We start from the raw sequence: 23,378 nt of genomic DNA on the forward strand, positions 1-23,378 counted from the left end.
CTACCTAGTCAGCTTCTTATACGCCAAACGCGTCGGACGATCCGCAGCATCGCCCATCCGGCGGCGCTTGTCTTCCTCGTAGGCTTCGAAGTTGCCCTCGAACCACTCCACGTGGCTGTCGCCCTCGAAGGCGAGGATGTGCGTTGCGAGGCGGTCGAGGAAGAAGCGGTCATGGCTGATGACCACGGCGCAGCCGGCGAAGTTCTCGATCGCCTCTTCCAGCGCGCCCAGCGTTTCCACGTCGAGGTCGTTGGTCGGTTCGTCGAGCAGCAGGACGTTGCCGCCCTCCTTCAGCATCTTGGCCATGTGGACGCGGTTGCGCTCACCGCCCGACAGCTTGCCGACGTTCTTCTGCTGGTCCGCGCCCTTGAAGTTGAACGCGCCGACATAGGCGCGGGTCGAGGTGTCGTGGCCGTTGACCTTCATGTAGTCGAGGCCGTCCGAAATCTCTTCCCAGACGTTGTTCTTGGGGTTCAGGTGATCGCGGCTCTGGTCGACATAGCCGAGGTGGACGGTCGAACCGATTTCCACCGTGCCGCTGTCGGGCTCTTCCTTGCCGGTCAGGATCTTGAACAGCGTGGACTTGCCCGCGCCGTTGGGCCCGATCACACCGACGATGCCGCCCGGGGGCAGCATGAAGGAGAGGTTTTCAAAGAGCAGCTTGTCGCCATAGGCCTTCGAGATGTTCTTGGCCTCGATGACCTTGCCGCCGAGACGCTCGGGCACCTGGATGACGATCTGTGCCTTACCGGGCTTCCTGTCCTTCTGGCCTTCCTGGAGTTCCTCGAACTTGCGGATACGCGCTTTGGACTTGGTCTGGCGGGCGCTCGGCGTCTGGCGGATCCATTCGAGTTCGCGCGATAGGGCCTTCTGGCGTCCGCTTTCCTCGCGGCTTTCCTGCTCGAGGCGCTTGGCCTTCTTTTCGAGGTAGGTCGAGTAGTTGCCTTCGTAGGGGTAGTAGGATCCGCGGTCGAGTTCGAGGATCCACTCCACCACATTGTCGAGGAAGTAGCGGTCATGGGTGATCATCAGCACCGCACCCGCATAATCCTTGAGGTGGTTTTCGAGCCACTGGACGCTCTCTGCGTCGAGGTGGTTGGTCGGTTCGTCCAGCAGCAGGATGGAAGGCTTCTGGATCAGCAGGCGGGTGAGCGCGACGCGGCGCTTCTCACCGCCCGACAAATCGGTGACGGGCCAGTCGCCCGGCGGGCAGCGCAGCGCTTCCATCGCGACTTCGAGCTGGTTGTCGAGCGTCCAGCCGTCGACTGCGTCGATCTTGTCCTGCAGCTCGGCCATCTCGGTGCTGAGCGCGTCGAAATCGGCGTCTTCCTCGGCCATCTCCATGCCGATGGCGTTGAAGCGTTCGACCATGTCGGCGATCTCGCGCGCGCCGTCCTTGACGTTTTCGAGCACGGTCTTGCTCTCGTCGAGCTCGGGCTCCTGCTCGAGATAGCCGACGGTGATGTTCTCGCCCGGCCATGCTTCGCCGGTGAAGTCCTTGTCGATGCCGGCCATGATCTTGATCAGCGTCGACTTGCCCGCGCCGTTCGGACCCACGATGCCAATTTTCGCGCCCTGGTAGAACTGCAGGTTGATATTGCTCAGCACCGGCTTCTGGGCACCGGGGAAAGTCTTGGTCATGTCCTTCATGACGAAGGCGTATTGCGCGGCCATCGGGCGAATCCTTGGATGTCTTCAAGAGAATGGGGAAGTTGCGCTGCCAGATAGTCACGCAAGGGCTTCGGGGCAAGGTTGCAGGCGCGAATAAGGAAAGGGGTTGGCATGCGCGCTGGCGCTGGTAGCAAGCCTCCCCATGAAAAGGTCGTTCCTCGCGCTTGCCGCGCTTTCGCTTTCCGTCCCTGCCTATGCCGACAGCGCCGATGACGCGCTGGAAAGCGACACCATCGCGTGGGATTTCGTCGAGGGTATCACCACAGAGATCGGCCCGCGTATGCCGGGCACCGAGCAGGAAGAGCGTGGGCGCGTCTGGGCGATGGACTGGCTGCGCACGAACGGCTTCGCCAATGTCGTGAACGAGCCGTTCGAGATGGAGACATGGGTGCGAGGGCAGGAAACCGCCGAGGTCACCGCGCCCTTCGCCCAGCCGATGGCGATTACCGCGCTCTCGACCACCAGTTCGACCGGGCCTGAAGGCGTGGAAGCCGAAGTGGTCTACTTCCCCGCCTATTCCGACCTCGATGCCGCGGCCCCCGGCAGCCTTGCGGGCAAAATTGCTTTCGTGAGCCACGACATGCGCCGCGCGCAGGATGGCTCGCACTACGGTTTTGCAGGACCGGCACGCTGGATGGCGCCCTCGCTGGCGGCGAGCAAGGGGGCGGTGGCTACCGTTATCCGCTCGGTCGGCACCGATAACCACCGCGTGCCCCACACCGGCACGACCACCTTTGCCGAGGGCGTCGCGCCCATTCCGGCAGGCGCGCTCTCCAACCCCGATGCCGACAATCTGGAGCGCATGTTCGAGCGTGCCGATGGCAAGCCCATCCGCATGAAGCTGGTCCTGACCCCGCGCGACCTTGGCACGACGATGAGCGGCAATGTCACCGGCGAAATCGTCGGCCGCGACCCATCGCTGCCACCGGTCCTGCTCGCATGCCATCTCGACAGCTGGGACCTCGGCACGGGCGCTATCGACGACGGTGCAGGCTGCGGCATCATCGCCGCTGCGGCCAGGCATGTCGCATCGCAGGGCCAGCCCCTGCGCACCATCCGCGTGCTCTTTGCGGGTGCGGAGGAAACCGGCCTGTGGGGCTCGAAGGCCTATGCCGCTGACCATGCGGACGAGCGCATGTTCGTCGGGCTCGAAAGCGATTTCGGGGCAGGGCGCATCTGGCGGCTGGAAAGCAACTTCACCGGTAGCGACACGCCGCTTTATCGCAAGCTGGCGGCTGCTGTCGCGCGCTTCGGTGTCGCGCCGAGCCGCAATGTCGCGACCGGCGGTGCGGACCTCAACCTCGTGCGCGAGCAGAAGGGACCGCTCATCGACCTGCAGCAGGACGGCACGCAATATTTCGACCTCCACCACACTGCCGACGATACGCTCGACAAGGTGGACCCGGCGGACCTCAGGCAGAATGTCGCAGTTTGGACGGCAGTGGTCGGCATCCTTGCCAACCACGGCGTAGAAATCGTCCTGCCGACTTCCGAGTAACCGCGCGCAAAGGAAAAGTTGCATCCATTCCGGCGCGAACCGGGGTGCCGGGACTTGTAAGCATGCGTCACATCTTTAAGGAAGATTAAGTATTCGGGCCTAGGGAGGGCCTTCGAGAGGGACAGGGGCGGTCCTATGAGAGAGATGATTGCAGGCTTGGTGACACCCGCCATGGCGGTGGTGTTCGTCGTGCTGTTCCTCATCCTGTGGCACCGCGGCAAGATGGGCAGCTACGTCCTCGCATTCGCCATTTCCTACATGTTTTTCGCGGCCGGTTTCATGGTGACGCATGTGCTCGACACGGCGGCCTTCTACACCTGGCACGTTACCCAGTTCTTCTACACCGTCTCAACCGTGTGCATCGCCTGGGGCCTCGCACGCCGCGTGGGCCAGCCGACCTATCTCGGTATCTTCCTGACGATCTACGTGGTGGCCGCTCTCGCACTGGGCGCGGCGATCGTGCTGTCGCCCGACGTTTCCGCGCGCCTTGTCATTGTCAATATCGGCTACGGCGTGATGGCGGTCGTGACGATGATGAACCTCCTGGCTGCGAAGCGCCGGCGCGGGATCGACAACCTTATCATCGGGGTCCAGGCGGTTGTCGCGGCGCAGTTCCTCGTCCGTCCCAGCCTCACCTTGCTTGTCGAAACCAGCATTTCCCCCAGCGAGTACCGCGAATCGCTCTATTACGCCGTGCTCAGCCTGTCGGTGGCGCTCATCAGCGTCATCAGTGCGATGGTGCTGGTCGGAGCCTGCATCTACGACCAGGTGCGCGCAGTGCGCCAGCGCGCCGAACTCGACGCGCTGACCGGCCTCAGGACCCGCCGCGCTTTCGAGAAGGACGTTGTCGCGATGATGGACAAGGCCAAGGCACAGGGCAGGCCGGTGGCGCTGGTGGTGGCCGATATCGACCACTTCAAGGCTGTGAACGATGTCTATGGTCACCAGGTCGGGGATATGGCGATTGCCGCATTTGGCGAGGTCATCCAGGACACGATCCGTGACGGCGATATCGCCGGACGCATCGGGGGCGAGGAGTTCTGCGTCCTTGCGTGGAACTGCGAAGGCGCAGCTGCGGTGGCCATGGCCGACCGGATCCGTACGCGCTTCGCCGCGCTCCAGGTCGATGGGCTGCCCGAAGGCCACCGTCTCACCGCCAGCTTCGGCGTCGCCGGACGGCGCGAGGGCGAAGGGTACGGCAAAGTCTTCGCGCGCAGCGATGCGGCCCTCTATCGCGCCAAGGAGACCGGTCGCAACCGCACCCTGGGCGACGAGAGCGGCGCCAGCGCGGATCGGGTCACCTCGATCGTAAGCGAGGTCGATAGCCTTCGCCGCGTCCGCAAGGCTTAGGCAGCGATCCCCTCAAGCGGACGCGCGCTACGTCCCGGGAACAGTTCCTTCATGACCCGCCCTGCATCGAGCGCGAAATGCTCCGACAGCGCGCCTGCGATCAGCGCCTCGAGAGAGGTGGTCGGGAAAAGGTCGCGGCCCTCGTAAAGCTGCGAGGGCGCAAGGCCCGGCCAGTCCGCCAGCACGCGGCGGCCTTTGACGCTTCCGCCCATCAGCAGCGCCGCACTGGCGGTGCCGTGATCGGTCCCCCCCGTGCCATTGATGGCGGCCGTGCGCCCGAATTCGGTCACCGCCAGCACCAGCGTGTCTTTCCATACGGGGCCGATACCCTTGCGGAAGGCGCCGAGCAGCGCGTCGAGCTTGCCGAAACCGCGCTCCAGCATGCGCGCCTGGTTGGCGTGGGTATCCCAGCCGGGCACATCGAGCATGGCGATGCGCGCGCCATCCTTCTCGCGAAGCATCCGGGCGGCGAGCGTTCCGGCATCGCTTGCCTTGCGCAGGCTGCCCATGTCCGAGCTATCGGCGAGACCTTCGAGTTCCTGCGCCTGCTGCCACATGGCCGCCAGTTGCGGGTCGTCGCCATAGAGCGCGGGGAGGCGGGCGAGCAGTCCCTCGCTCGCGTGGGGGAGGTTGCTGGGCGCGTAGGTGGTCGCGGGATTTTCGCCGCGTAGGGCCAGCGGCATGGCAGGCGCGAGCGCGACGGCCGCCATATCGCCGTCATTGGCAAGTCCGACCAGCCGGTTGAGGAAGCCGTCCCGCCGCTCGAAGGGGCGCGAAGCACCGCTTTCGAGCAGGTTCTGCGCGTCGAAATGCGACCGCTCACGATAGTCCGTCGCGACCGCATGCGCGACCATCGCGTCGCCATCGGCATACATCCTCGCCACCTCGCCAAGCGAAGGGTGAAGGCGGAAGGTCCCGTCGAGCTTCGGCGCATCGGCATAGCTATCGAGCCACGCATCGCGCAGGCGGCGGAATGCGGGGTCGGCAACCGGCGCGGCTAGCGACAGTCCATCCGTCGCTCCGCGCATCACGAGCACGAGCAAGCGTTTTTCGCCGCTGCCTTGCGCGAAAGCCATGCGCGGCCCCAAGGCGGCAAGGGGCCCGGCGGCGGCGCCCCATGCGAGCAGGGTGCGTCTGTCGAGCATGCTCATCTCCTCAGCATTTCCGGCGATGCCATCAGCAGGGCGAACCCCATCTCGTTGCTTTCAGCGCCCGCGATAATGGCGCGGGTGGTTTGCGACAACGAACCGGGCAGCATGGTCTCGGCCAGTTCGCGCACGTCCTCGAGGCGCGCAGCCCCGGCGAAGCGCTCCGCTGCCTCGACCTTGCGCAAGAGCGCATTGGCGCCAGTCCAACTGGCGTCGCGGTCGTCCCATCCGGCAGGCGAGCCCGGTGTCCACGCCTCCTGTCCCAGCTCGCGCAGCATGATGGCGAACTTGCGGTCGGCAAGGCGCGGCTCTCCGCCGGCACGCAGCATGGCGAGCGACCAGTCCCACGGGGTGCGGAACTTGAGCGGTTCGTCGGCCCAGACCTCTTCCGAACCGACCAGCGTGCGATAGAGCGTTGGCAAATGCCCCCCGCTCTCCGTGAAGCTTTCGGCAAGCCGATCGACCAGCGTTTGCGGCGGCGTGTCGCCGGTGAAATGTCGCGCAAGCTTGGTCGCGATGAAGCGCGCTGTGGACGGATGTTGCGCCAAATCATCGAGGATGGCGAAAGCCTGCTCAGCGCCGGTGTCGGCGTAGCGCTGACCAAGAATGACCCGCTCACCCGGTTCGTGGATGAAAGCGAAGAACGCACCGCCGCCCGGCTGGGGGACGGCGGCTTTTGCATAAGGGAGACCCTGCAGCGTCCAGCCGGTCAAGGCGCGTGCGAGTTCCTTCACGTCCTCTTGCGTGTATCCGCCGCCCACTCCGAGCGTGTGCAATTCGAGGATTTCGCGCCCCAAGTTCTCGTTGAGGCCGCGTGAAGGGCCGCCTCTGCGTTCACGCCTTCTCTCGGCATCGCTGTTCGGTCCCTGCGAGCGGAACTGGTCAAGATAGGCGAGCATCGCCGGGTGGAGCGCAGCGGCGCGCAACATGTCGGAAAAATTGCCGGTCACATGCGGGCGAATGGCGCCGAATTCGTGCGGCCCGACGAGCGCCTTCATCCGGTCCTTGTCGGAGGAGACCGCGAAGTGGTTTGCCCAGAAATGCACCATCCGCTCCATGAAGGGCGTGTCGCTTTCCAGCGCGAGCCGGGCGCGAAGCGCCACGTCTCCGACGAAGCCCTGACGCTGCTCCTTCGCCAAATCCTGCCGCATCGCGCGGATTTCATCCGCTTTGTCACCACCCATTTCCTGCGCGTCTCTCAGGTCGGACTGGATGTCGGAAGCCTGCTCGATGAGGGCACGAATATCTTCTGCCGCATATTTCGCATCGCCGAGCGCGGGCGGTGCGGGGTCGTAATTCTCGATCTGCCCAAGCAGCCAGCCGCGGGCGTCACGCGGCAGCGCATCGCCGCGGCGATAGCCGAGGCCGAAACGGTTCAAGGCGATTGCAGTGGGGGTCATCGAACTCCTTCTTTGCAAGGTAACGCACAGCGGCCTCGCAGGTCCCCCAACTCAAGCGAAATCCCTGCGTATGAGGCCGGGCATGAATGCGACCTGTAACACGGCCCGGGCAACGAGGAAGAGGCTGAAAGACAACCACAATCCGTGGCTCCCCATTGGCCAGGTGAGCCATAGCGACACGCCATAGACCGCAGCAGCGCCGACCATCGTCCAGAGCAGCTTGTGCGTCCAGCTTGCGCCGACATAGACTCCGTCCAGCACAAAACCTGCCAGCCCCAGGAAGGGGATGAGCACGAGCCAGGGCGCAAGCTCCTGCGCGGCATCGCGCACCGCGTCGGTTGCCGCGAAGCTGGCGAGGATGGGGTCGGCAAACAGCGCGAAGGCAAGCGCCACCAGCGCGGCGGCTGCCATGCCCCGCCACAGGATAGCGCGGATGTAGCCGGTAAAGCCTGCACGATCCTTCTCGCCCATACGCTCGCCGTTCAGGACCTGTGCGGCGTTCTCGAAGCCGTCGAGCAGCAGCGCGGTGAGGATGAAGAGCTGGTAGATGATGCCGTTGGCCGCCAGTTCGACCGCGCCGCGCTCTGCCGAAAGACGCGTGATGCCCGCCAGCGCGATGACCAGCACGACGGTGCGCAGGAACAAGTCGCGATTGACCGAGAGGAAGGGCCTGAGTTCGGACAGCTTGGCCACGCCGCCCGCCTTTGCCCGGGCCAGCAGCGCCGCTCCTTGCGCGCCGCTGAGCAGGATGGCCCCGAGCACTGCCAGCTTGGCGAATTCAGCAATGAAGCTCGACCAGCCGATCCCGGCAATGCCCCAGTCGAGGCCGAGCACGAACCACAGGCCCAGTCCAACATTAAGGAGGTTGTAGGCGACCTCGACCAGCAGCACGGTCTTCATCCGGCGCTGTCCGACGAGGAAGCCGATCATGGCGAAATTGGCCATTACCGCAGGCGCGCTCCAATAGCGGATATCGGCATAGGTGCGGGCAGCCTCGCGCACCGCGCCGTCCGCACCCAGCGCATCGAGCGCGAAGGGCAGCAGCAGCGGCTTGGCGAGCAGCAGCAGCGCGGCGATGGCAAGACCTACCAGCAGTCCGCGCAGCAGCACCAGCGCCTGTGCCTCGGCGCCCGAGCGTGTGCCTTCCTGCGCCACCAGTCCGGTAGTGCCGGTCTTGAGGAAGTTCATCACCGTGAAGAGCACCGCGAACAGACGTGCGCCAACATCGACTGCGCCCTGTGTCGGCGCATCGCCCAGCCGCCCGACGATCCACATGTCGCCGATGCCGATGAGCGCGGTGGCAACATTGGTCACCATCGCGGGCAGCGCAATCGCCCAGATGGCGCGCGTATCGAGCGGTGGGGAAGGGGAGGCGGTGGTGGTCGTCACTACTCGCTCCCCTGCAATGTTCGACGTGTGGTCGGGGAGACTGGATTCGAACCAGCGACCCCCTGTACCCAAAACAGGTGCGCTACCAGGCTGCGCCACTCCCCGACACGTTACGTCGAACTTCTGACCGGACGGCGGTTGGTAGGCCCGGCAGGACTCGAACCCGCGACCTAGCCGTTATGAGCGGCCAGCTCTAACCAACTGAGCTACGGGCCCCCGCCAACCGTCCGTGAAGGCGAAAACGCCGCCTAGCCGCGCCGCTGGCATGGCGCAAGCTGCTTTGGGCGGGTTTTGCCTATCCCGCTGCGCTTTCGGGCAGTGGGTGTGCCTCGGCGCCCGTCAGCAGCGGGAGCGAGAGCACCAGCCTGTCGCCGTCGCGCAGCAATTCTCCTCCCGCAGCACGGGCTTCGGCGCGCGCGAGGCGAAGCGAGAAACCTGCCCCGAAGATACCCGCGCTGAGCGCACCGGTCGTGGTGCGGGTCTCGACCGAGAAAATGTCCTCGGCCTCGCGCAAGGTGGCGGGGAGGGTGGAGGAAAACTCGATCTGGTCGCCTTCGGTGTCGAGGTCGAGGCGGATCGCCTCGCCTGCGCCGGTGGCGCCTGCAAGCGTCGCGAGGAGGCGCCATGCGAGCATCTCGGCTTCTCCCTGTTCGAGGGCGAACGGTGCACGGGCATCGCCGAGGCTCGCATCGAAGCGTGCGACGCGCGGGCTGAGCACGGTCTGCAATTGCGAGACCTGCCGGCGTGCGATCGCGGCGAAATCGCACTGTCCGGGTTCGAGATCGAGAACACCTGCCTCGAGCTTCGCCAGCCGGTCGAGTTCATCGAATCCGGCGAGAATATGCGCCGAATCGCCCGCGATGGTGGCGGCGATGCTGCGGTATTCGTGCGGGACGGGGCCGATCATCTGCTGCTGGATGATTTCGGCATAGCCCTGCATGGCGTTGACCGGTGTGCGCAGTTCGTGAAGCAGTTGGCGCAGGCGGTCGGCCTCGGCCTCGCGCCGGTCGACGACATCGGCGACCACGCGGCGGAAACGGCCGACATAGCCGATGAAATGGCCCTCGCTGCGAGAGAAGCGCGGGGTGGCGTCGACAATCCATTCGCCTTCGATGCGCCTGGCTCCGCGCAGGGTGAGGCGCGTGTTGCTGAGCGGCTGGCGGCGAGAAATGGCCTGTGTGACGGCGGTCGAGCCGAGCGTGGTCAGGTCGATGCCGACCACCATCGGGGCAATAGCGTCCTCGGCCCAGTCGACGCGCCCTTCGGCATCTGTGCCGAAAAGGAAATAGTCGAGTTCGCCCTGCGGCTTGGCGGGTTCGTCGCCCATCGGCAGGCGCGGGTCTTCGCTGGCTTGCTCGCCCCGCGCAGCGCGGCGGGCAGCCTCGATACGCGCGACGAGCGAGCGCACATCTTCCTTGCCCGGAGCAGAGCGGGTGGCCGGTTCTTCGGGTGCCGCTGCGACCGGTGCAGGCGCCGCATCCTCTTGTGGAGGGGCGAGCTCTTCCATCAGTTCGAGCGGCTCGGGCTCGGGCAAAGCGCGGTCGGAAACGCCCAGCCGGTCGAGAACCTCCACGGCCTCGCGCGGCAGGTCGCGGCGGTGGCGCAGGAAGCCGCGGGCACGGATGGGCAGTTTCGGTATGAGTTCGGCCCACTCGGCCCCGCGCAGCTGTGCACGGTAGAGCGCGGCGGCGGCAACATGCGGATGCGCCTCGCCGAACCACTTCACCAGTTCGGGGTTGCGGAACCGCCAGCCGGCTTCGCCGACGATAGCGGCGCGGGTCTTGGCGGGAATCATTTCGCCCAATGCAATCAGGCGCAGATAGGCAGCCGCCTTCAGCGCCCTGTCGCCCGCCTGCGGACGCTCGCCGAGCAGGTCGATAAGCTGGCGGAACTGCGTCTTCGCCGCACGCTCGCCGGTTGCGCGCAGGCGCAGCACAGTGGCAAGGCGGTCGTCGAAATGCATCCAATCTCCGGTAAAAATTCGGCTTTTCAGGGATCCGCCATCGCAGAATCGCCCTCAAGGAGGGACAACAGATATAGTTAAGTGGTCATTTACCCCAGATGGACGCTCGGAAGAGTCGAGAGGCGTTGCAAAAGGGGACAATTGCTGGCAAACATAATAATGTTAGCCAATCACAAGGTTGCGCGTTTTCAACATTTCATATGCGCGGTCCTTTTGTGACTTAGGGCCCAGACCGGGGAATTGCATAATGGCCAATCTCGACGACATCGATCGTCGCCTGCTGTCTCAGCTGCAGGACGAAGGCAGGATTACGAATGTCGAACTGGCGCACCGCGTCGGGTTGACTGCACCCCCGTGCCTGCGCCGCGTGCGCGCGCTGGAAGAAGAGGGCGTCATCCGCGGCTACCATGCCGAACTCGACCCCTCGAAGCTCGGTTTCTCGATTACCGTCTTCGCCATGGTCAGCCTGAAGAGCCAGGCCGAGAACGCCTTGCGCGAATTTGAGGACGCGATGAAGGATTTGCCCGAGGTGCGCGAAGTGCACATGCTCAACGGCGAAATCGACTTCATCATCAAGATCGTCGCGCGCGATTTGCAGGCTTTCCAGGAATTCCTGACCAGCAAGCTCACCCCCGCGCCGAACGTCGCCAGCGTGAAGACTTCGCTCACCATCCGCACCAGCAAGAACGAGCCGGGCGTCCCGCTGTGATGCGCGCCATCCGCGCGCGCATGGGGCGGCTGACGGCGGTGTCGTGCCTGTTGCTGGCATCGGTGCAGTTCGCCATCCTGTCTTGCGACATCAGCGTGCCGGTCCTCAGCGATTCGATGGGCCCGTGCGTCTGGATCGGTCCGAAGGGCTGCCTGGTCTAGTTTCCAGACGCCCGCTCAGTTGCCCGTCGCTGGATCCTGCGCTTTCAGGGTCACGACATAGGCGACCAGCTCGTCGATGTGCTCTGCGGGAATTTCGAAATACATCTGGTCCGGGTAATCGTGGCCGTTGGCCAGCCAGTCGGAAAGGCCTGAGCGGTCCATGCCCGGCCTGTTGGCGATTGCGACGAAGGTGGGAGCCGCGGGATTGGGCGACGCCTGGTCGCGTTCCACCGCATGACAATCCGCACAGCGGTTGCGCGCGAACTTCAGGCCTTCCCATTCGGGCGAGTTGCGGTCGAACGGCGTAAGCTCGGACGAATGCGGACCGAGAGGCTGTTCCGGGGTGATCTGGCAGCCAGCCAAGGCCGGAGCGAGGAGGAGAAGCGCCGCAAGTCTCATCCGCACACCATAGTGGCGAAGTCGGCGGAATTGCAATCGGGTCGCTGACGGCGGGAAGGTCGGCATCAATATTGCAAGCTGGAGGCCGCAAGGGGCATGTGTTGCCGATGCTCTTCCAGCGGCGACCGTCTTCCGGGCTCCTATTGGCAAGCAGCGGACGGGAACGCCTGCTGCGCGGGCTACGTCAGTGCAAGAAGCCGAAGGGGATTGCAGATCCATATCCGACGTCGCGCGCGACGCCTTCGCCGAGCCAATGCCCGAGATCATCGCGCCAATATTGCTCTTCGGGATAGTAGGAGCGCACGATGCGCAACCCCGATACGTCCAGCAATTGCGTGTAGAAGCGGGTGCTGCGAACCTCGAACGGCACCTTCCAGGCACTCCGCATGGGGTGGAAGAGCCTGAGGGCGTAGTCGCCCTCGCGCGGTTCGAGGGTGATGAAATCGACCTTCAGGCCATCGCCGTAAACCTCGCCCCGGTACCGGCCGAACACAATTTTTGTCTCACGCGTGTCGTCCACCTCGCGCCAGGTTCCGTAGCGTAGCCGCCAGTCGAAGCCCTCAACGATTTCGGTCTGGGTGAGGCAGTCCGAAGTGAGTTGCCGCAGGCGGTCACGATACTCGCGCTGCCGCGCTCCCCCGATTTCGGGCGGTGGCGGTTCCGGGTTTCTCCAATGCGCTTCCAAGCGGGCGAGGCAATCTCCTGCCTTCGACCAGCCGAAGCTCATTTCTTCCTCAACCATGGGCGTTTTCTTGCTGGTCAGCTCGGAGAATTCGGACCATCTCACATCGGCGACTGTGACCGTGTGGACATCGCCTGACAGCAGGAGTTCCTCCACCAAGCGCCTGATGCTGTATTCGCCGGGGCTGCGTAATGCTGACTCGACCCGGACATGGCCGCTCCATTCGATTGGGGCCGACGGTTCTATTGCCTCGACCTGGTAAAGCTCGAGCGCCCTGCTGGCGATGGCGCGCTGGACCGTCGGGACGAGGATGAAGGTCCCGATTGCAAGCACGAAGGCCATGAAATGAACCGCCGTACCGTCGAGCAACCTCCGCGCCATGAAGAGGAAACAGCAATAGGTGAGGCAGAACAGCGTGAAATTGGGTGCGATACTGCCGAGCAGCATCAGGCTCGGAATGAGCAGGCCAATGGCACATACGGCCCAGAACACCGTGGGCCACATCGTGCCCGCATAGTCCGTGTCCGATGCCCGCAACCTCATGGGCGCAGTATTACATTGTTTTTACGCGAAATGTAGCAGTCTCCCGAAGGGGACGGCTTTGCTGGTCAGCCGTCCCGTTCTTTCAGCCACTCTTCGAGCCATTTGATCGAATAGTCGCCGCTCTGCACGTCGGGCTGTTCGAGCAGCGCCTGGTGCAGCGGGATGCTGGTCTTCACGCCTTCGACGACCATCTCTTCGAGCGCGCGCTTCAGACGCATCATGCAGCCTTCGCGGTTGCGGCCGTAGACGATCAGCTTGGCGATCATGCTGTCGTAATAGGGCGGGATCGAATAGCCGGCATAAAGCCCGCTATCGACGCGCACATGCATGCCGCCAGCCGGGTGGTAATAGCTGATCTTGCCCGGGCTGGGGGCGAAGGTGAACGGGTCCTCGGCGTTGATGCGACACTCGATCGCATGTCCCTTGAACTCGATATCTTCCTGCGCGACAGAAAGCGGCTTGCCCGCCGCGATACGGATCTGTTCGCGCACGAGGTCGACGCCGGTGATGGCTTCGGTGACCGGGTGTTCGACCTGCAGGCGGGTGTTCATCTCGATGAAGTAGAACTCGCCGTTTTCCCACAGGAACTCGATGGTGCCCGCGCCGCGATAGCCCATGTCGCGCATCGCCTGCGCGCAGATTTCGCCCATGCGCATGCGGTCTTCCTCGCCTAGCACCGGGGAGGGGGCTTCCTCGAGCACCTTCTGGTGGCGGCGCTGGAGCGAGCAATCGCGTTCGCCCAAATGGATGGCATTGCCATTGCCGTCGCCGAAGACCTGGAATTCGATGTGGCGCGGATCGCCGAGATATTTCTCGATATAGACGGTCGCGTCGCCGAAGGCGGCCTTCGCCTCGCTACCCGCCTGCTTCATCAGCGTTTCGAGCTGGTCTTCGCTCTCGCAGACCTTCATGCCGCGGCCGCCGCCGCCCGAAGCTGCCTTGATGATGACCGGATAGCCGATTTCGTCGGCAATCTTGCGTGCCTCGGAGACCTCCGAAACCGCGCCGTCGCTGCCGGGCACCAGCGGGAGGCCGAGCGCGCCCGCAGTGCGCTTGGCTTCGACCTTGTCGCCCATGGTGCGGATATGTTCGGGCTTGGGACCGATCCAGGCAATGTCGTGCGCTTCGACGATTTCGGCGAACTTCGCGTTTTCCGAGAGGAAGCCGTAGCCCGGATGGATGGCGTCTGCGTGGCTGACCTCTGCCGCCGAGATGATGTTGGCGATGTTGAGGTAGCTGTCGGCTGCAGCCGGCGGGCCGATGCAGACGGCATGGTCGGCGAGGCGGACGTGCATGGCATCAGCGTCGGCGGTGGAGTGCACCGCGACCGTCTCGATGCCCATTTCATGCGCCGCGCGGTGGATGCGCAGCGCGATTTCGCCGCGGTTGGCGATGAGGATGCGGGTAATTGCCATGGGTCAGCCTCAGCCGATAACGACGAGCGGCTGGTCGAATTCGACCGGCTGGGCGTTCTCGACCAGGATGGATTTGACCGTGCCGGCCTTGTCGGCGGTGATCGGGTTCATGACCTTCATCGCCTCGACGATGAGCAGGGTCTGGCCTTCCTTCACGCTGTCACCGACCTTCACGAAGTCCGCAGCGCCCGGTTCGGGGGCGAGGTAGACCGTGCCGACCATGGGCGACTTGATGGCGCCTGCCGTGTCGGCTGCTGCGGGTGCGGCATCGGCTGCGGGAGCTGCTGCTGCAGGCGCCGGGGCGGCTGCCGGGGCGGGCGCTGCCATCATCGGGGCCTGGGCCGCCATGGCGACGCCGCCGCGCGAGACGCGGATCTTGCGGTCGCCGTCCTCGACTTCGATTTCGGTGAGCCCAGTGTCTCCCAGCATCTCGGCGAGTTCGCGCACGAGCGAGGTGTCGACGTTCATGCCGGATTTCCCGGCGCTACCTTTACGTTCGGCCATGAATGGTCCCTTGTCAGTTATTGCACGCGCCTATGCGTGAGGCGGGCGCGCAAGACAAGGGGGGGCGCGAATTCAGAGCGTCGCGGCTTTCTCCAACGCTACGGCATAGCTGCGCGCACCGAGGCCCTGCACGCAATCCGCGGCCGCCATCCCGACATAGGAAATGTGGCGGAATTCCTCGCGTGTCGTCGGGTCGGAAAGGTGCACCTCGATCACCGGCACGCTGATGGCCTTGATCGCGTCGAGCAGCGCAATCGAGGTGTGGGTATAGGCAGCTGCGTTAAGCAGGACCGCCTTCGCGCCTTGCCGGTTCGCCTCGTGCAGCCAGTCGACCAGCTGTCCTTCGTGATTGGTCTGGTGGAAGCTGATCTCCAGCCCCAGCGGCCCGGCCTGGCTCTGCAGCATGGCCTCGATGTCGGCGAGCGTGTCGGAGCCGTAGATTTCCGGCTCGCGCGTGCCGAGCAGGTTGAGGTTGGGGCCGTTGAGGACGAAGACGGTGTTGGTCATTCAGCGGGTCTTAGCGGCAGTTCTCAGCCTTCGACACCCTTTACCTTCCCCCACTGGCGCGCGGCGGTATAACCGAGGTAGCCGGTGCCGAAGAGCGCGTAGAGTTCTTCCGGCAACCCGCGCAGGTAGCTGGTTATCCCTGCGCCGATATCCTGCGCGGTTTCTGCGGAGAAGGCGGCGAGCACGCCCATCGGCAGCGCAAACAGGATGATGGCGTACATCACATAGAGGAAGCTGGGACGCGCTCGGCTGGTCCAGGGGTCCTTGGAGTTGGCCTCGGCGACGATAGCGGACAGACGCGCTTCGATGGCCTTCAATTCGTGCGTGCCTTCGAGTGCCAGCAATTCGAGTTTGGCCTTCGCGCGGGCTTCCTTGTCGGGGATGATCTTGTCGATAAGCGAGGCGATGGGGCCGATGAGCGATTCGATGAGTGCCATATTGTCCTCCTGAGGCAATCAGGTGAACCAGTTAGGTTCGTGTAGGAAAGTGCTTTTTCGGCATCACCCTGTGCAACTTGCCCAAATCCTAATTGAAAATTCATATTTGGTTTGCAAAAGGGCGAGAGGTAAAAACCCGGGTAACCCTTACGATGCGCAGGATTCTACCGATTGTACTGACAGCCGCGGCGGGCTCTCTCGCCGTGACAGGTACGTTCGCCTATGCGCAAATGGCTTCCGACCGCGAAATCCTTTCGAGCGAAGAGGGCGCGCTGCTCCCGCCCGAGCATTGGGAATGCGGCATCTACGTTGAAGAGTACGAGGACTATCTCGAGGCGGGTAACGACCCCGCCGCGTGGCGTTATGCCGGCAAGCGCTACCGCTCTGCCGGTGACGGAGAGCGCTATGATTGGCGCGAATGGCTCGAATGGTACGAGGATGCCGATTGCGCAGCAGCCGGTATACTCGACGCTAACGCAAACACTGCGTCAAACGCCGCTCGCGGCGCGGGGGGCGGTGGCCTTGGCGACAGCAAGGTTGCGCTCGGGATTGTCGCGGGCCTGGTCCTGACCGGGTTGATTGCCGCCAGCGGAGGCAGCAGCGATGGCGGCGGCGGCAACAACAAGAGCCCCGGCTAAACCTTCGGAAACGACAAGCGCAAGCAATGGCGTGCACGCGAGGCGCGTCGGCATTTTCAGCATCGAAATCGGAAAGGGGGGTAAACCACTGGTCGGGATGACTGGATTCGAACCAGCGACCCCCACACCCCCAGTATGGTGCGCTACCAGGCTGCGCTACATCCCGAAACCAGTGGAGGCGGCCCTATAGGCGCGCCATTTCGACATGGCAAGCACCCTTCTTGCCCAATTTGTCGCCACTTTCCGCGCCTGTCGAAGCCAGTTCATTGCCAGTCAAACCCATTGCTGCTAACCGCGCGCCACAAATTCGGGAGGGAGCGGCCCTGCATGCCTTGAAGCATGCGGCGACAGCGCCCAACTGACTTCGACCAGACATAATCATCAAACGACAGGCACCTTCTTCATGTACACTCTTCTCGCCGTCACCGGTACCGCCGGAGAGCCGCCGGTCTGGCTGACCATCCTGCCCTGGATCGCCATTTTCGCCGTCTTCTGGTTCCTCATGATCCGCCCGCAGATGCGCCAGCAGAAGGCGCACCAGGAAAAGGTCGCCGGTCTCAAGAAGGGCGATGAAGTCGTCACGGCTGGCGGTCTCGTCGGCAAGATTACCAAGGTGGAAGAGCAGTTCGTCGAACTCGAACTCGCCAAGGGCATGAAAGTCCGCGCGGTCAAGCACACCATCGGCGAAGTGCTGAGCGGCAAGCCCGCCAAGCCCGCCAACGACTGACCCGGCGCCCAGGACGAAAGACACCGCCATGCTGGAATTCCCGACCTGGAAGAAGGTTATGCTCTGGGGCATCGCCGTCCTCGGCATCCTCCTTGCCCTTCCTTCGCTTGCTTCGCTGTCGAACCAGCAATGGCCCGACGCATTGCCCGAGCCGACCGTCAACCTCGGTCTCGACCTTGCCGGTGGCAGCCATATCCTGCTCGAAGCCGAGCGCGAACAGGTTGCAGCCAAGCGCCTCGAGGACATGGAAGAAGGCGTCCGCAGCGCGCTGAGGGGCCGCGATGTCGCAGAGCGTATCCGGATCGGCGACGTTTCGACCGATGATGGCCAGCTCAGCTTCCTGCTGAACGATGCCGGCGATATCGACCGCGCACGCGCCAAGATCGAAGGCCTCATCAACGGCACCGGTACGGTCCGCGAGTGGGACCTCCAGGTGGTCGACGGCCAGCGGTTCGTCCTTTCGCAGACCGAAGCCGGCCTCGACAATGCGGTGAGTTCGGCGATGGATGCCGCACTCAGCGTCATCAACGATCGTATCGACAGCCTTGGCACGCGTGAGCCCACGGTCATTCGCCAGGGCGACACGCGCATCGTGGTGCAGGTCCCCGGCCTGCAGGATCCCGAAGCGCTCAAGGAACTCATCGGCAAGACTGCGCAGCTTGAATTCAAGCGCGTGCTGCGCGATGCGACGCAAGCCGAAGTGGCACGTGGCTTCGTCGCGGGCGGCGAGGTCGTTCCCTATTCGGTAGAAGAAGGCATTCCCGGTGGCGGTGTCGTCGTCGAACGTCTCGGCGGTATCGACGGCTCGACGCTCACCAACGCACGTCAGGGCGTCGACCCGCAGACCAACGAAGCGGTGGTCAATATCGCCTTCAATGCCGAGGGTTCGCGCCGCTTCGCCAACCTGACCACCAAATATGTCGGCGAACGCTTCGCCATCATTCTCGACGACCAGGTCATTTCGGCCCCGGTCATGCGCGAGCCGATCCTGAACGGCCAGTCGCAGATCAGCGGCAGCTTCACTGTTCAGACCGCCAATAACCTCGCCATCCAGCTGAGCTCGGGCGCATTGCCGGTCGACCTTTCGGTGGTGGAAGAGCGCACCGTTGGCCCCGACCTCGGTGCCGACTCGATCAAGCAGGGCCTGCTCGCCATGGGTATCGGCACGCTGCTGGTCATGCTGCTGATGATGATCACCTATGGCCGTTTCGGCATCTATGCGACCGTGGCGCTGGTCATCAACGTGCTCATGCTGCTCGGCATCATGGCGCTGATGAACGCGACGCTGACGCTGCCGGGCATTGCCGGTTTCGTGCTGACGATCGGTGCCGCCGTCGACGCCAACGTGCTGATCAACGAACGCATCCGTGAAGAGCGCAAGCGTGGTCGGCGTGTCATCGCCGCGGTCGAGAATGGTTACAAGGAAGCCAGCCGCGCGATTTACGATGCCAACATCACCAACTTCATCGCCGGTGTGCTGCTGTTCAGCTTCGGCTCGGGTCCGATCAAGGGTTTCGCGGTCGTGTTGGTGGTGGGCCTCTTCACCTCGGTCTTCACCGCATTGCCGCTGACCCGCATGTGGGTGGCAAACTGGTTGCGCAAGACGCGCCCCAGCGACATCAACCTTTAAGGAGGACGGACAATGAAACTTCTCAAGCTCGTCCCCGACGACACCAACATCAAGTTCCTCAAGTGGCGCGTGCCCTTCTTCGTGGTCAGCCTGCTGCTGATTGCCGCAAGCTGGGCGCTGGTGATGACCAAGGGCCTCAACTACGGCGTCGATTTTGCCGGCGGCCTCGAAGTCCGCGCGACCTTCACCGAGAGCAGCGAGGCACCGATCCCGCAGCTGCGCACCGATATCGAGGGGCTGGGCTATGGCTCGCCTGTCGTGCAGCGGTTCGGCGAGGACAACCAGGTCTCCATCCGCGTGCGCCTGCCCGACGAGGTTTCGGCCGACAAGGAAGCCGCGCAGGAGGCGGCGACTGCCGTCATCGAGGAACTGCAGGGCAACTACCCCGATATCCGCATCGACGGTAACGACAATGTCTCGGGTAAGGTCTCGGGCGAATTTCGCGAAGATGCGGTCTATGCGCTGATCTACGCCATGCTGGCGGTTGCGCTCTACATCTGGATTCGATTCGAATGGCAATTCGGCGTGGGTGCGCTGTTCGCGCTGTTCCACGACGTGTCGCTGACGCTGGGGATGTTCGCGCTGTTCCAGCTCGAATTCAGCCTCCAGATCATCGCCGCCATCCTCGCCATCATCGGCTACTCGCTGAATGATACGATCGTCGTCTACGACCGCATCCGCGAGAACTTGAAGAAGTATCGCAAGATGCACTTGCCCGACCTGCTCGACCTGTCGGTCAACGAGACGCTTGCGCGTACCGTGATGACCTCGCTGACGCTCCTCGTGGCGTTGCTGCCGCTGCTGTTCTTCGGTCCGGCCAGCCTGTTCGGCCTGACCGCAGGCATCACCTTCGGCCTGTTCGTCGGTACCTATTCCTCGGTCTACATGGCCTCGCCGCTACTGGTGTGGATGGGAGTGAACTCCGACAGCTTCGTGCCTGAAGAGACCGTGGCAGACCGGCAGGAAAAGAAGCTGCGCGGCGAAGTCTGATTGCTGATGTCCGTCGCCTTCAGAGGCGGCGGACCAGCATCTCTGCCACACCAATCCAGGCGGGATTGTCGACCACCTGCTGTTTCTCTCCGTGACCAGGAGGGAGCAGACCGACGAGATTGCCTTGCCGGTCGATGAGGCGGCCAAAGGCGAAGCGACCACCCTTCTTCGGGACCAGCACATCGCGATTGACGGCCCGCGCTGCCTCTTCGGGTGGTAGCTGGCGCAGCCATAGCTGGTCGCCCGGACGATATTCGCCATGCGGATAGTCGATGGTCAGGACCACCAGCGCACCATCGCCGCCCAGGTCGGTGGCAAGTATGGCATCGCGGGTCGTTCCCAGCGCCTCGGGACCCGACTGTCCCAGCGTGGCAACCACTTGCGGATGCCCTGCCTTTTCCGAGCGCACCAGCATTTCCGGATCCACGCCCAGCGCCGCGCCGATCCGCTCCATCCATTTGAGCGAGAGGTTGCGCATGCCAGTCTCGAGCCGCCCCACCGTCTGCGGCGTGGTGGGCGGGGAGCAGGCCTCGGCGAGGTCGGCCAAAGTCATGCCCTTTTGCTTACGAATGTCGCGGATGCGGTTTATCACGGCAAAACCCTCATGTAACCGGATTGGTGATTTCTCTTTCCTACACGAACCGATGAATTGCAAGGCCGCTACACAGTAAAGCGGAGATTGCGATGAAAAGGGAATTGGTCGAGCGCGAACTGACCGAAGTCGGTCCGAAACGTGCAGGTTCGGCAGCGGGCAAGCGGCGAACCGTTACGGTGAACATGGCGGAGTCGCCGCTAACCTGGTTACATGCGCGCGGGCATCTCGACGAGAGGCAGTTCGACGCGGGCGAACGCCTGCGGGCGGATTACGAGCGGGCGCAGCTCTCGCCCTCGGTCACCATGCGCTGGGACCCTGTGCGCGTCGATGGCGGCGGAGGTGACGGCTTGACGCCATCCGAGCGGCAACTGGCAGCCAAGGCGCGCTTCGACGGGGCGATGGCCGAGGCGGGCAGCGGGTTGAAGGACATACTCTGGCGCGTGGCTTGCGCGTGCGAGGGGCTGCCCGAAGCGGAGAAGGGGCTTGGCTGGCCCGCGCGGAGCGGGAAGTTGGTGCTCAAGTTGGCGCTGGACCGGGTGGCCGATTTTTATCGGATAAGGTGAGGGCGTGGTTCCACGTCCTCCCATTGTCGTTCCTGATTTTGCAGGAGTGACAAGGGTTAGATGCGAGCGCGAACCTGTTTCTGCAGTTCTGGCAATACTTCCTGCCCGAACCAGGGATTGTCGCGCATGAAGAGCGTGCTCCTCCACGATGGATGCGGCAGCGGGAAAAATGCCGGCAGGAACTCGCGGTAGTTGACGATGCGCTCGCGCATGCTCCAGCCCTTCGTGACAGGCAGATAGGCGCGCTGGGCGTAGGTGCCTACGAGCAGGGTCAGGCGGTCTTCGGGTAGCAGCTTCCAGATGCGTTCATGCCATGTTGGCGCGCATTCTGGGCGGGGTGGTTTGTCGCCGCCGCTGGCCTTGCCGGGATAGCAGAAGCCCATCGAGACGATGGCGAAGCGCGCCGGGTCGTGCAGCGTCTCGAAACTGACGCCCAGCCATTCGGCGAGCCGGTATCCCGACTTGTCGTCGAAGGCGAAGCCGCTCTCATGCGTGATGCGCCCGGGTGCCTGCCCGATGACCACCACGCGGCTGGTCGGGCTGAACTGGACGATGGGTTTGGGGCCGAGCGGCAGGTGCTCGGCGCACAATGTGCAGGACCGGATTTCGCGTTTGAGTGCGTCCGCCGTCAAAGCGCCTCGACCTGCTCGGCAAGCTCCAGCCAGCGTTCTTCCGCCGCATCCTTTTCGGCGCGCGCGTTCTCGATGCCCTTGGAGACATTGGCGAAACGCTGCGGGTCGGAGGTGTAGAGGTCCGGGTCGGCAAGGATTTGCTCGCCGCGCGCGATGGCCGCTTCCAGTTCCTCGATACGCGCGGGCAACAGCTCGTAATCGCGCTGGTCCTTGTAGCTCAGTTTGGTCGGCTTGGGCGGCGACGGGTGAGGGGGCGCGGGCTTGTCCTCGGATTTCTCGCTCTTCGCCTTGCCGGTGACAGGCTTCTGGCGTTTTGCCTGCCAGTCCTCGTAACCGCCCGCGACCACATCGACCTTGCCCGTTCCGTCGAGGCCGAGCGTGATGGTCACCGTGCGGTCGAGGAAGTCGCGGTCATGGCTGACGATGAGGACGGTGCCTTCGTAATCGGCGATGACTTCCTGCAGCAGGTCGAGCGTTTCAAGGTCGAGGTCGTTGGTCGGTTCGTCGAGGACGAGAAGGTTCGAAGCCTTGGCAAATTCGCGCGCCAGCAGCAGGCGGCTGCGCTCGCCGCCCGAGAGAACGGCCACCTTCATGTCGACAATCTTGGGGTCGAACAGGAACTCCTTGAGGTATCCCTGCACGTGCTTGCGAACCCCGCGTACGTCGATCCAGTCGCCGCCTTCGGCCAGCACCTGCCGCACGGTCTTGTCGGCGGTGAGGAGCTGGCGCTGCTGGTCGATCATCACGCCGGTCAGCGTCTTGGCGATCTCCACCGTGCCGCTGTCGGGCTCGAGCTCGCCGGTGAGCATCTTCAGCAGCGTCGTCTTGCCCGCACCGTTCGCGCCGACGATGCCGATGCGGTCGCCGCGCTGGATGCGCAGGGAGAAGGGCTTGATGATCGTGCGGTCACCATAGGCCTTGGTAATCTTGTCCGCGACGATGACCGACTTGGACTTGAAGTCCTCCTCGGTCGCCAGCTTGAGCTTGGCGGTGCCGCCTGCCGAAATCATCGAGGCCCGCTGCGCACGCATCTGCCACAGCTTCTCGAGACGTCCCTGGTTGCGCTTGCGCCGCGCAGTCACGCCGCGTTCGAGCCAGTGCGCCTCGATCTTCAGCTTCGCGTCGAGCTTTTCCGCCGCGCGCGCTTCTTCGGCGTAGACCTGCTCTTCCCACGCCTCGTAGCCGCCGAAGCCGACTTCCTTGCGGCGCAGTTCGCCGCGGTCGAGCCAGATGGTTGCGCGGGTGAGGCGCTTGAGGAAAGTCCGGTCGTGGCTGATGACGACGAAGGCGCCCTTGTAGCGCTCCAGCCAGCCTTCGAGCCAGTCGATTGCGCCCAAATCGAGGTGGTTGGTCGGCTCGTCCATCAGCAGCAGGTCGGGTTCCTGCGCCAGCGCGCGGGCGATGGCGGCGCGGCGCTTTTCGCCCCCGCTCGCGCCCGTGGTCTCGCGGCTCATGTCGATGCCGAGCTGGCCGGCAATGGCCTCGACCTCGAATTCCTGCGGGGCGTGTGTCCCGTCGAGCGCCCAGTCCATCAGCGTCTTGTAGCCGGTGAGGTCGGGGTCCTGTTCGAGCAGCACGATTTTTGCATGCGGCTTGACCTTGCGCGTGCCGGCATCGGTTTCGATGCGGCCGTCGATCATGCGGAACAGCGTGGTCTTGCCGACGCCGTTGCGGCCAATCAGCGCGAGGCGGTCGCGCGGACCGATGTGCAGGTCGAGCGGGGCGTGGTCGGGGCCGCCGAACAGCCACTTGCCGCCCTGCTGAAGGGCCATGCCTTCGAGGCTGAGGATGGGGGGCTGTGCCATAGGCCGCGCGAGGTAGTCGCGC

The 23,378-nt window shown here is 64.1% G+C and carries 23 protein-coding genes and 3 tRNA genes; 9 read left to right on the forward strand and 17 right to left on the reverse strand.

The window, feature by feature from the left end:
* A complete protein-coding gene (gene ettA, locus K3152_RS01255; protein ID WP_221572288.1) occupies positions 1-1,674 on the reverse strand; it encodes an energy-dependent translational throttle protein EttA in 1,674 nt (557 codons plus the stop codon).
* Positions 1,675-1,813: 139 nt separating this feature from the next.
* On the opposite strand from ettA, the gene K3152_RS01260 reads away from it, so the two are divergent.
* Together K3152_RS01260 and K3152_RS01265 are read left to right on the forward strand one after the other, a co-directional pair.
* Positions 1,814-3,169 (forward strand): M20/M25/M40 family metallo-hydrolase, encoded by a 1,356-nt coding sequence (locus K3152_RS01260; RefSeq protein WP_221572289.1) that lies wholly within the window; start codon positions 1,814-1,816, stop codon positions 3,167-3,169.
* 135 nt (positions 3,170-3,304) lie between these two features.
* Positions 3,305-4,519, forward strand: coding sequence for a GGDEF domain-containing protein (locus tag K3152_RS01265; protein WP_221572290.1), 1,215 nt, complete (start codon positions 3,305-3,307; stop codon positions 4,517-4,519).
* On the opposite strand, the gene K3152_RS01270 is transcribed toward K3152_RS01265, so the two are convergent.
* From K3152_RS01270 to K3152_RS01295, 6 genes are all read right to left on the reverse strand, one after another.
* Positions 4,516-5,664, reverse strand: a complete 1,149-nt coding sequence (locus tag K3152_RS01270) for a DUF1501 domain-containing protein (protein WP_221572291.1) — start codon at positions 5,662-5,664, stop codon at positions 4,516-4,518. The genes K3152_RS01265 and K3152_RS01270 overlap by 4 nt on opposite strands.
* A 2-nt stretch (positions 5,665-5,666) precedes the next feature.
* On the reverse strand, positions 5,667-7,067 hold the full coding sequence (locus tag K3152_RS01275) for a DUF1800 domain-containing protein (protein ID WP_221572292.1): 1,401 nt from the start codon (positions 7,065-7,067) through the stop codon (positions 5,667-5,669).
* A 51-nt stretch (positions 7,068-7,118) separates the two neighbouring features.
* Entirely contained in the window at positions 7,119-8,456 is a 1,338-nt protein-coding gene (locus tag K3152_RS01280) for an MATE family efflux transporter (RefSeq protein WP_221572293.1), read from the reverse strand.
* A gap of 28 nt (positions 8,457-8,484) precedes the next feature.
* A tRNA-Pro gene (locus K3152_RS01285) sits at positions 8,485-8,561 on the reverse strand.
* Positions 8,562-8,595: 34 nt separating this feature from the next.
* A tRNA-Ile gene (locus tag K3152_RS01290) sits at positions 8,596-8,672 on the reverse strand.
* 79 nt (positions 8,673-8,751) lie between these two features.
* Entirely contained in the window at positions 8,752-10,419 is a 1,668-nt protein-coding gene (locus K3152_RS01295) for a sensor histidine kinase (RefSeq protein WP_221572294.1), read from the reverse strand.
* 247 nt (positions 10,420-10,666) lie between these two features.
* Here K3152_RS01295 and K3152_RS01300 point away from each other — a divergent pair, with 247 nt between their 5' ends.
* Together K3152_RS01300 and K3152_RS01305 are read left to right on the forward strand one after the other, a co-directional pair.
* The gene (locus tag K3152_RS01300) at positions 10,667-11,128 is read left to right on the forward strand and encodes an Lrp/AsnC family transcriptional regulator (protein ID WP_221572295.1); all 462 of its coding nucleotides are present in this window, start codon (positions 10,667-10,669) and stop codon (positions 11,126-11,128) included.
* On the forward strand, positions 11,125-11,289 hold the full coding sequence (locus tag K3152_RS01305) for a hypothetical protein (protein ID WP_221572296.1): 165 nt from the start codon (positions 11,125-11,127) through the stop codon (positions 11,287-11,289). Before K3152_RS01300 ends, K3152_RS01305 begins: the two co-directional genes overlap by 4 nt.
* 15 nt (positions 11,290-11,304) lie before the next feature.
* Here the strand turns inward: K3152_RS01305 and K3152_RS01310 are convergent, their stop codons facing one another.
* The 6 genes from K3152_RS01310 to K3152_RS01335 all read right to left on the reverse strand — a co-directional run bounded on the left by K3152_RS01310 (position 11,305) and on the right by K3152_RS01335 (position 15,776).
* Positions 11,305-11,688, reverse strand: a complete 384-nt coding sequence (locus K3152_RS01310; protein ID WP_221572297.1) for a hypothetical protein — start codon at positions 11,686-11,688, stop codon at positions 11,305-11,307.
* A gap of 184 nt (positions 11,689-11,872) precedes the next feature.
* Positions 11,873-12,913, reverse strand: coding sequence for a hypothetical protein (locus K3152_RS01315; RefSeq protein ID WP_221572298.1), 1,041 nt, complete (start codon positions 12,911-12,913; stop codon positions 11,873-11,875).
* A gap of 65 nt (positions 12,914-12,978) precedes the next feature.
* A complete protein-coding gene (gene accC / locus K3152_RS01320; protein WP_221572299.1) occupies positions 12,979-14,328 on the reverse strand; it encodes an acetyl-CoA carboxylase biotin carboxylase subunit in 1,350 nt (449 codons plus the stop codon).
* Positions 14,329-14,337: 9 nt separating this feature from the next.
* Positions 14,338-14,832: an acetyl-CoA carboxylase biotin carboxyl carrier protein gene (gene accB, locus K3152_RS01325; protein ID WP_221572300.1), complete on the reverse strand. Its 495-nt coding sequence runs from the start codon at positions 14,830-14,832 to the stop codon at positions 14,338-14,340.
* A 72-nt stretch (positions 14,833-14,904) separates the two neighbouring features.
* Positions 14,905-15,339 carry a type II 3-dehydroquinate dehydratase gene (gene aroQ / locus K3152_RS01330; RefSeq protein ID WP_221572301.1) on the reverse strand — a complete coding sequence of 145 codons (435 nt, stop codon included), beginning with the start codon at positions 15,337-15,339 and terminating at the stop codon, positions 14,905-14,907.
* Between the two features lie 23 nt (positions 15,340-15,362).
* Entirely contained in the window at positions 15,363-15,776 is a 414-nt protein-coding gene (locus K3152_RS01335; RefSeq protein ID WP_221572302.1) for a holin family protein, read from the reverse strand.
* A 203-nt stretch (positions 15,777-15,979) separates the two neighbouring features.
* On the opposite strand from K3152_RS01335, the gene K3152_RS01340 reads away from it, so the two are divergent.
* Complete coding sequence (locus K3152_RS01340; protein WP_221572303.1) at positions 15,980-16,414, forward strand: hypothetical protein; 435 nt, start codon at positions 15,980-15,982, stop codon at positions 16,412-16,414.
* 89 nt (positions 16,415-16,503) lie between these two features.
* Here K3152_RS01340 and K3152_RS01345 read toward each other — a convergent pair.
* A tRNA-Pro gene (locus K3152_RS01345) sits at positions 16,504-16,580 on the reverse strand.
* A 237-nt stretch (positions 16,581-16,817) separates the two neighbouring features.
* Here K3152_RS01345 and yajC point away from each other — a divergent pair.
* From yajC to secF, 3 genes are read left to right on the forward strand one after another with little or no spacing between them, the layout of a single operon-like run.
* A complete protein-coding gene (gene yajC / locus K3152_RS01350) occupies positions 16,818-17,141 on the forward strand; it encodes a preprotein translocase subunit YajC (RefSeq protein ID WP_221572304.1) in 324 nt (107 codons plus the stop codon).
* A 28-nt stretch (positions 17,142-17,169) separates the two neighbouring features.
* Positions 17,170-18,771 (forward strand): protein translocase subunit SecD, encoded by a 1,602-nt coding sequence (gene secD, locus K3152_RS01355; RefSeq protein WP_221572305.1) that lies wholly within the window; start codon positions 17,170-17,172, stop codon positions 18,769-18,771.
* Positions 18,772-18,783: 12 nt separating this feature from the next.
* A complete protein-coding gene (secF, locus tag K3152_RS01360) occupies positions 18,784-19,761 on the forward strand; it encodes a protein translocase subunit SecF (protein WP_221572306.1) in 978 nt (325 codons plus the stop codon).
* A 19-nt stretch (positions 19,762-19,780) separates the two neighbouring features.
* On the opposite strand, the gene K3152_RS01365 is transcribed toward secF, so the two are convergent.
* Entirely contained in the window at positions 19,781-20,353 is a 573-nt protein-coding gene (locus tag K3152_RS01365; RefSeq protein WP_221572307.1) for a helix-turn-helix transcriptional regulator, read from the reverse strand.
* A gap of 92 nt (positions 20,354-20,445) precedes the next feature.
* On the opposite strand from K3152_RS01365, the gene K3152_RS01370 reads away from it, so the two are divergent.
* The gene (locus tag K3152_RS01370; RefSeq protein WP_221572308.1) at positions 20,446-20,919 is read left to right on the forward strand and encodes a DUF6456 domain-containing protein; all 474 of its coding nucleotides are present in this window, start codon (positions 20,446-20,448) and stop codon (positions 20,917-20,919) included.
* A gap of 56 nt (positions 20,920-20,975) precedes the next feature.
* On the opposite strand, the gene K3152_RS01375 is transcribed toward K3152_RS01370, so the two are convergent.
* Together K3152_RS01375 and K3152_RS01380 are read right to left on the reverse strand one after the other, a co-directional pair.
* Positions 20,976-21,551 carry a uracil-DNA glycosylase family protein gene (locus K3152_RS01375; protein WP_247713105.1) on the reverse strand — a complete coding sequence of 192 codons (576 nt, stop codon included), beginning with the start codon at positions 21,549-21,551 and terminating at the stop codon, positions 20,976-20,978.
* Positions 21,548-23,356 carry an ABC-F family ATP-binding cassette domain-containing protein gene (locus tag K3152_RS01380; RefSeq protein WP_221572309.1) on the reverse strand — a complete coding sequence of 603 codons (1,809 nt, stop codon included), beginning with the start codon at positions 23,354-23,356 and terminating at the stop codon, positions 21,548-21,550. The genes K3152_RS01375 and K3152_RS01380 overlap by 4 nt, the downstream gene beginning before the upstream one ends.
* Positions 23,357-23,378 lie beyond the last annotated feature (22 nt).

It is taken from the genome of Qipengyuania polymorpha (assembly GCF_019711435.1).
Taxonomy (GTDB): domain Bacteria; phylum Pseudomonadota; class Alphaproteobacteria; order Sphingomonadales; family Sphingomonadaceae; genus Qipengyuania; species Qipengyuania polymorpha.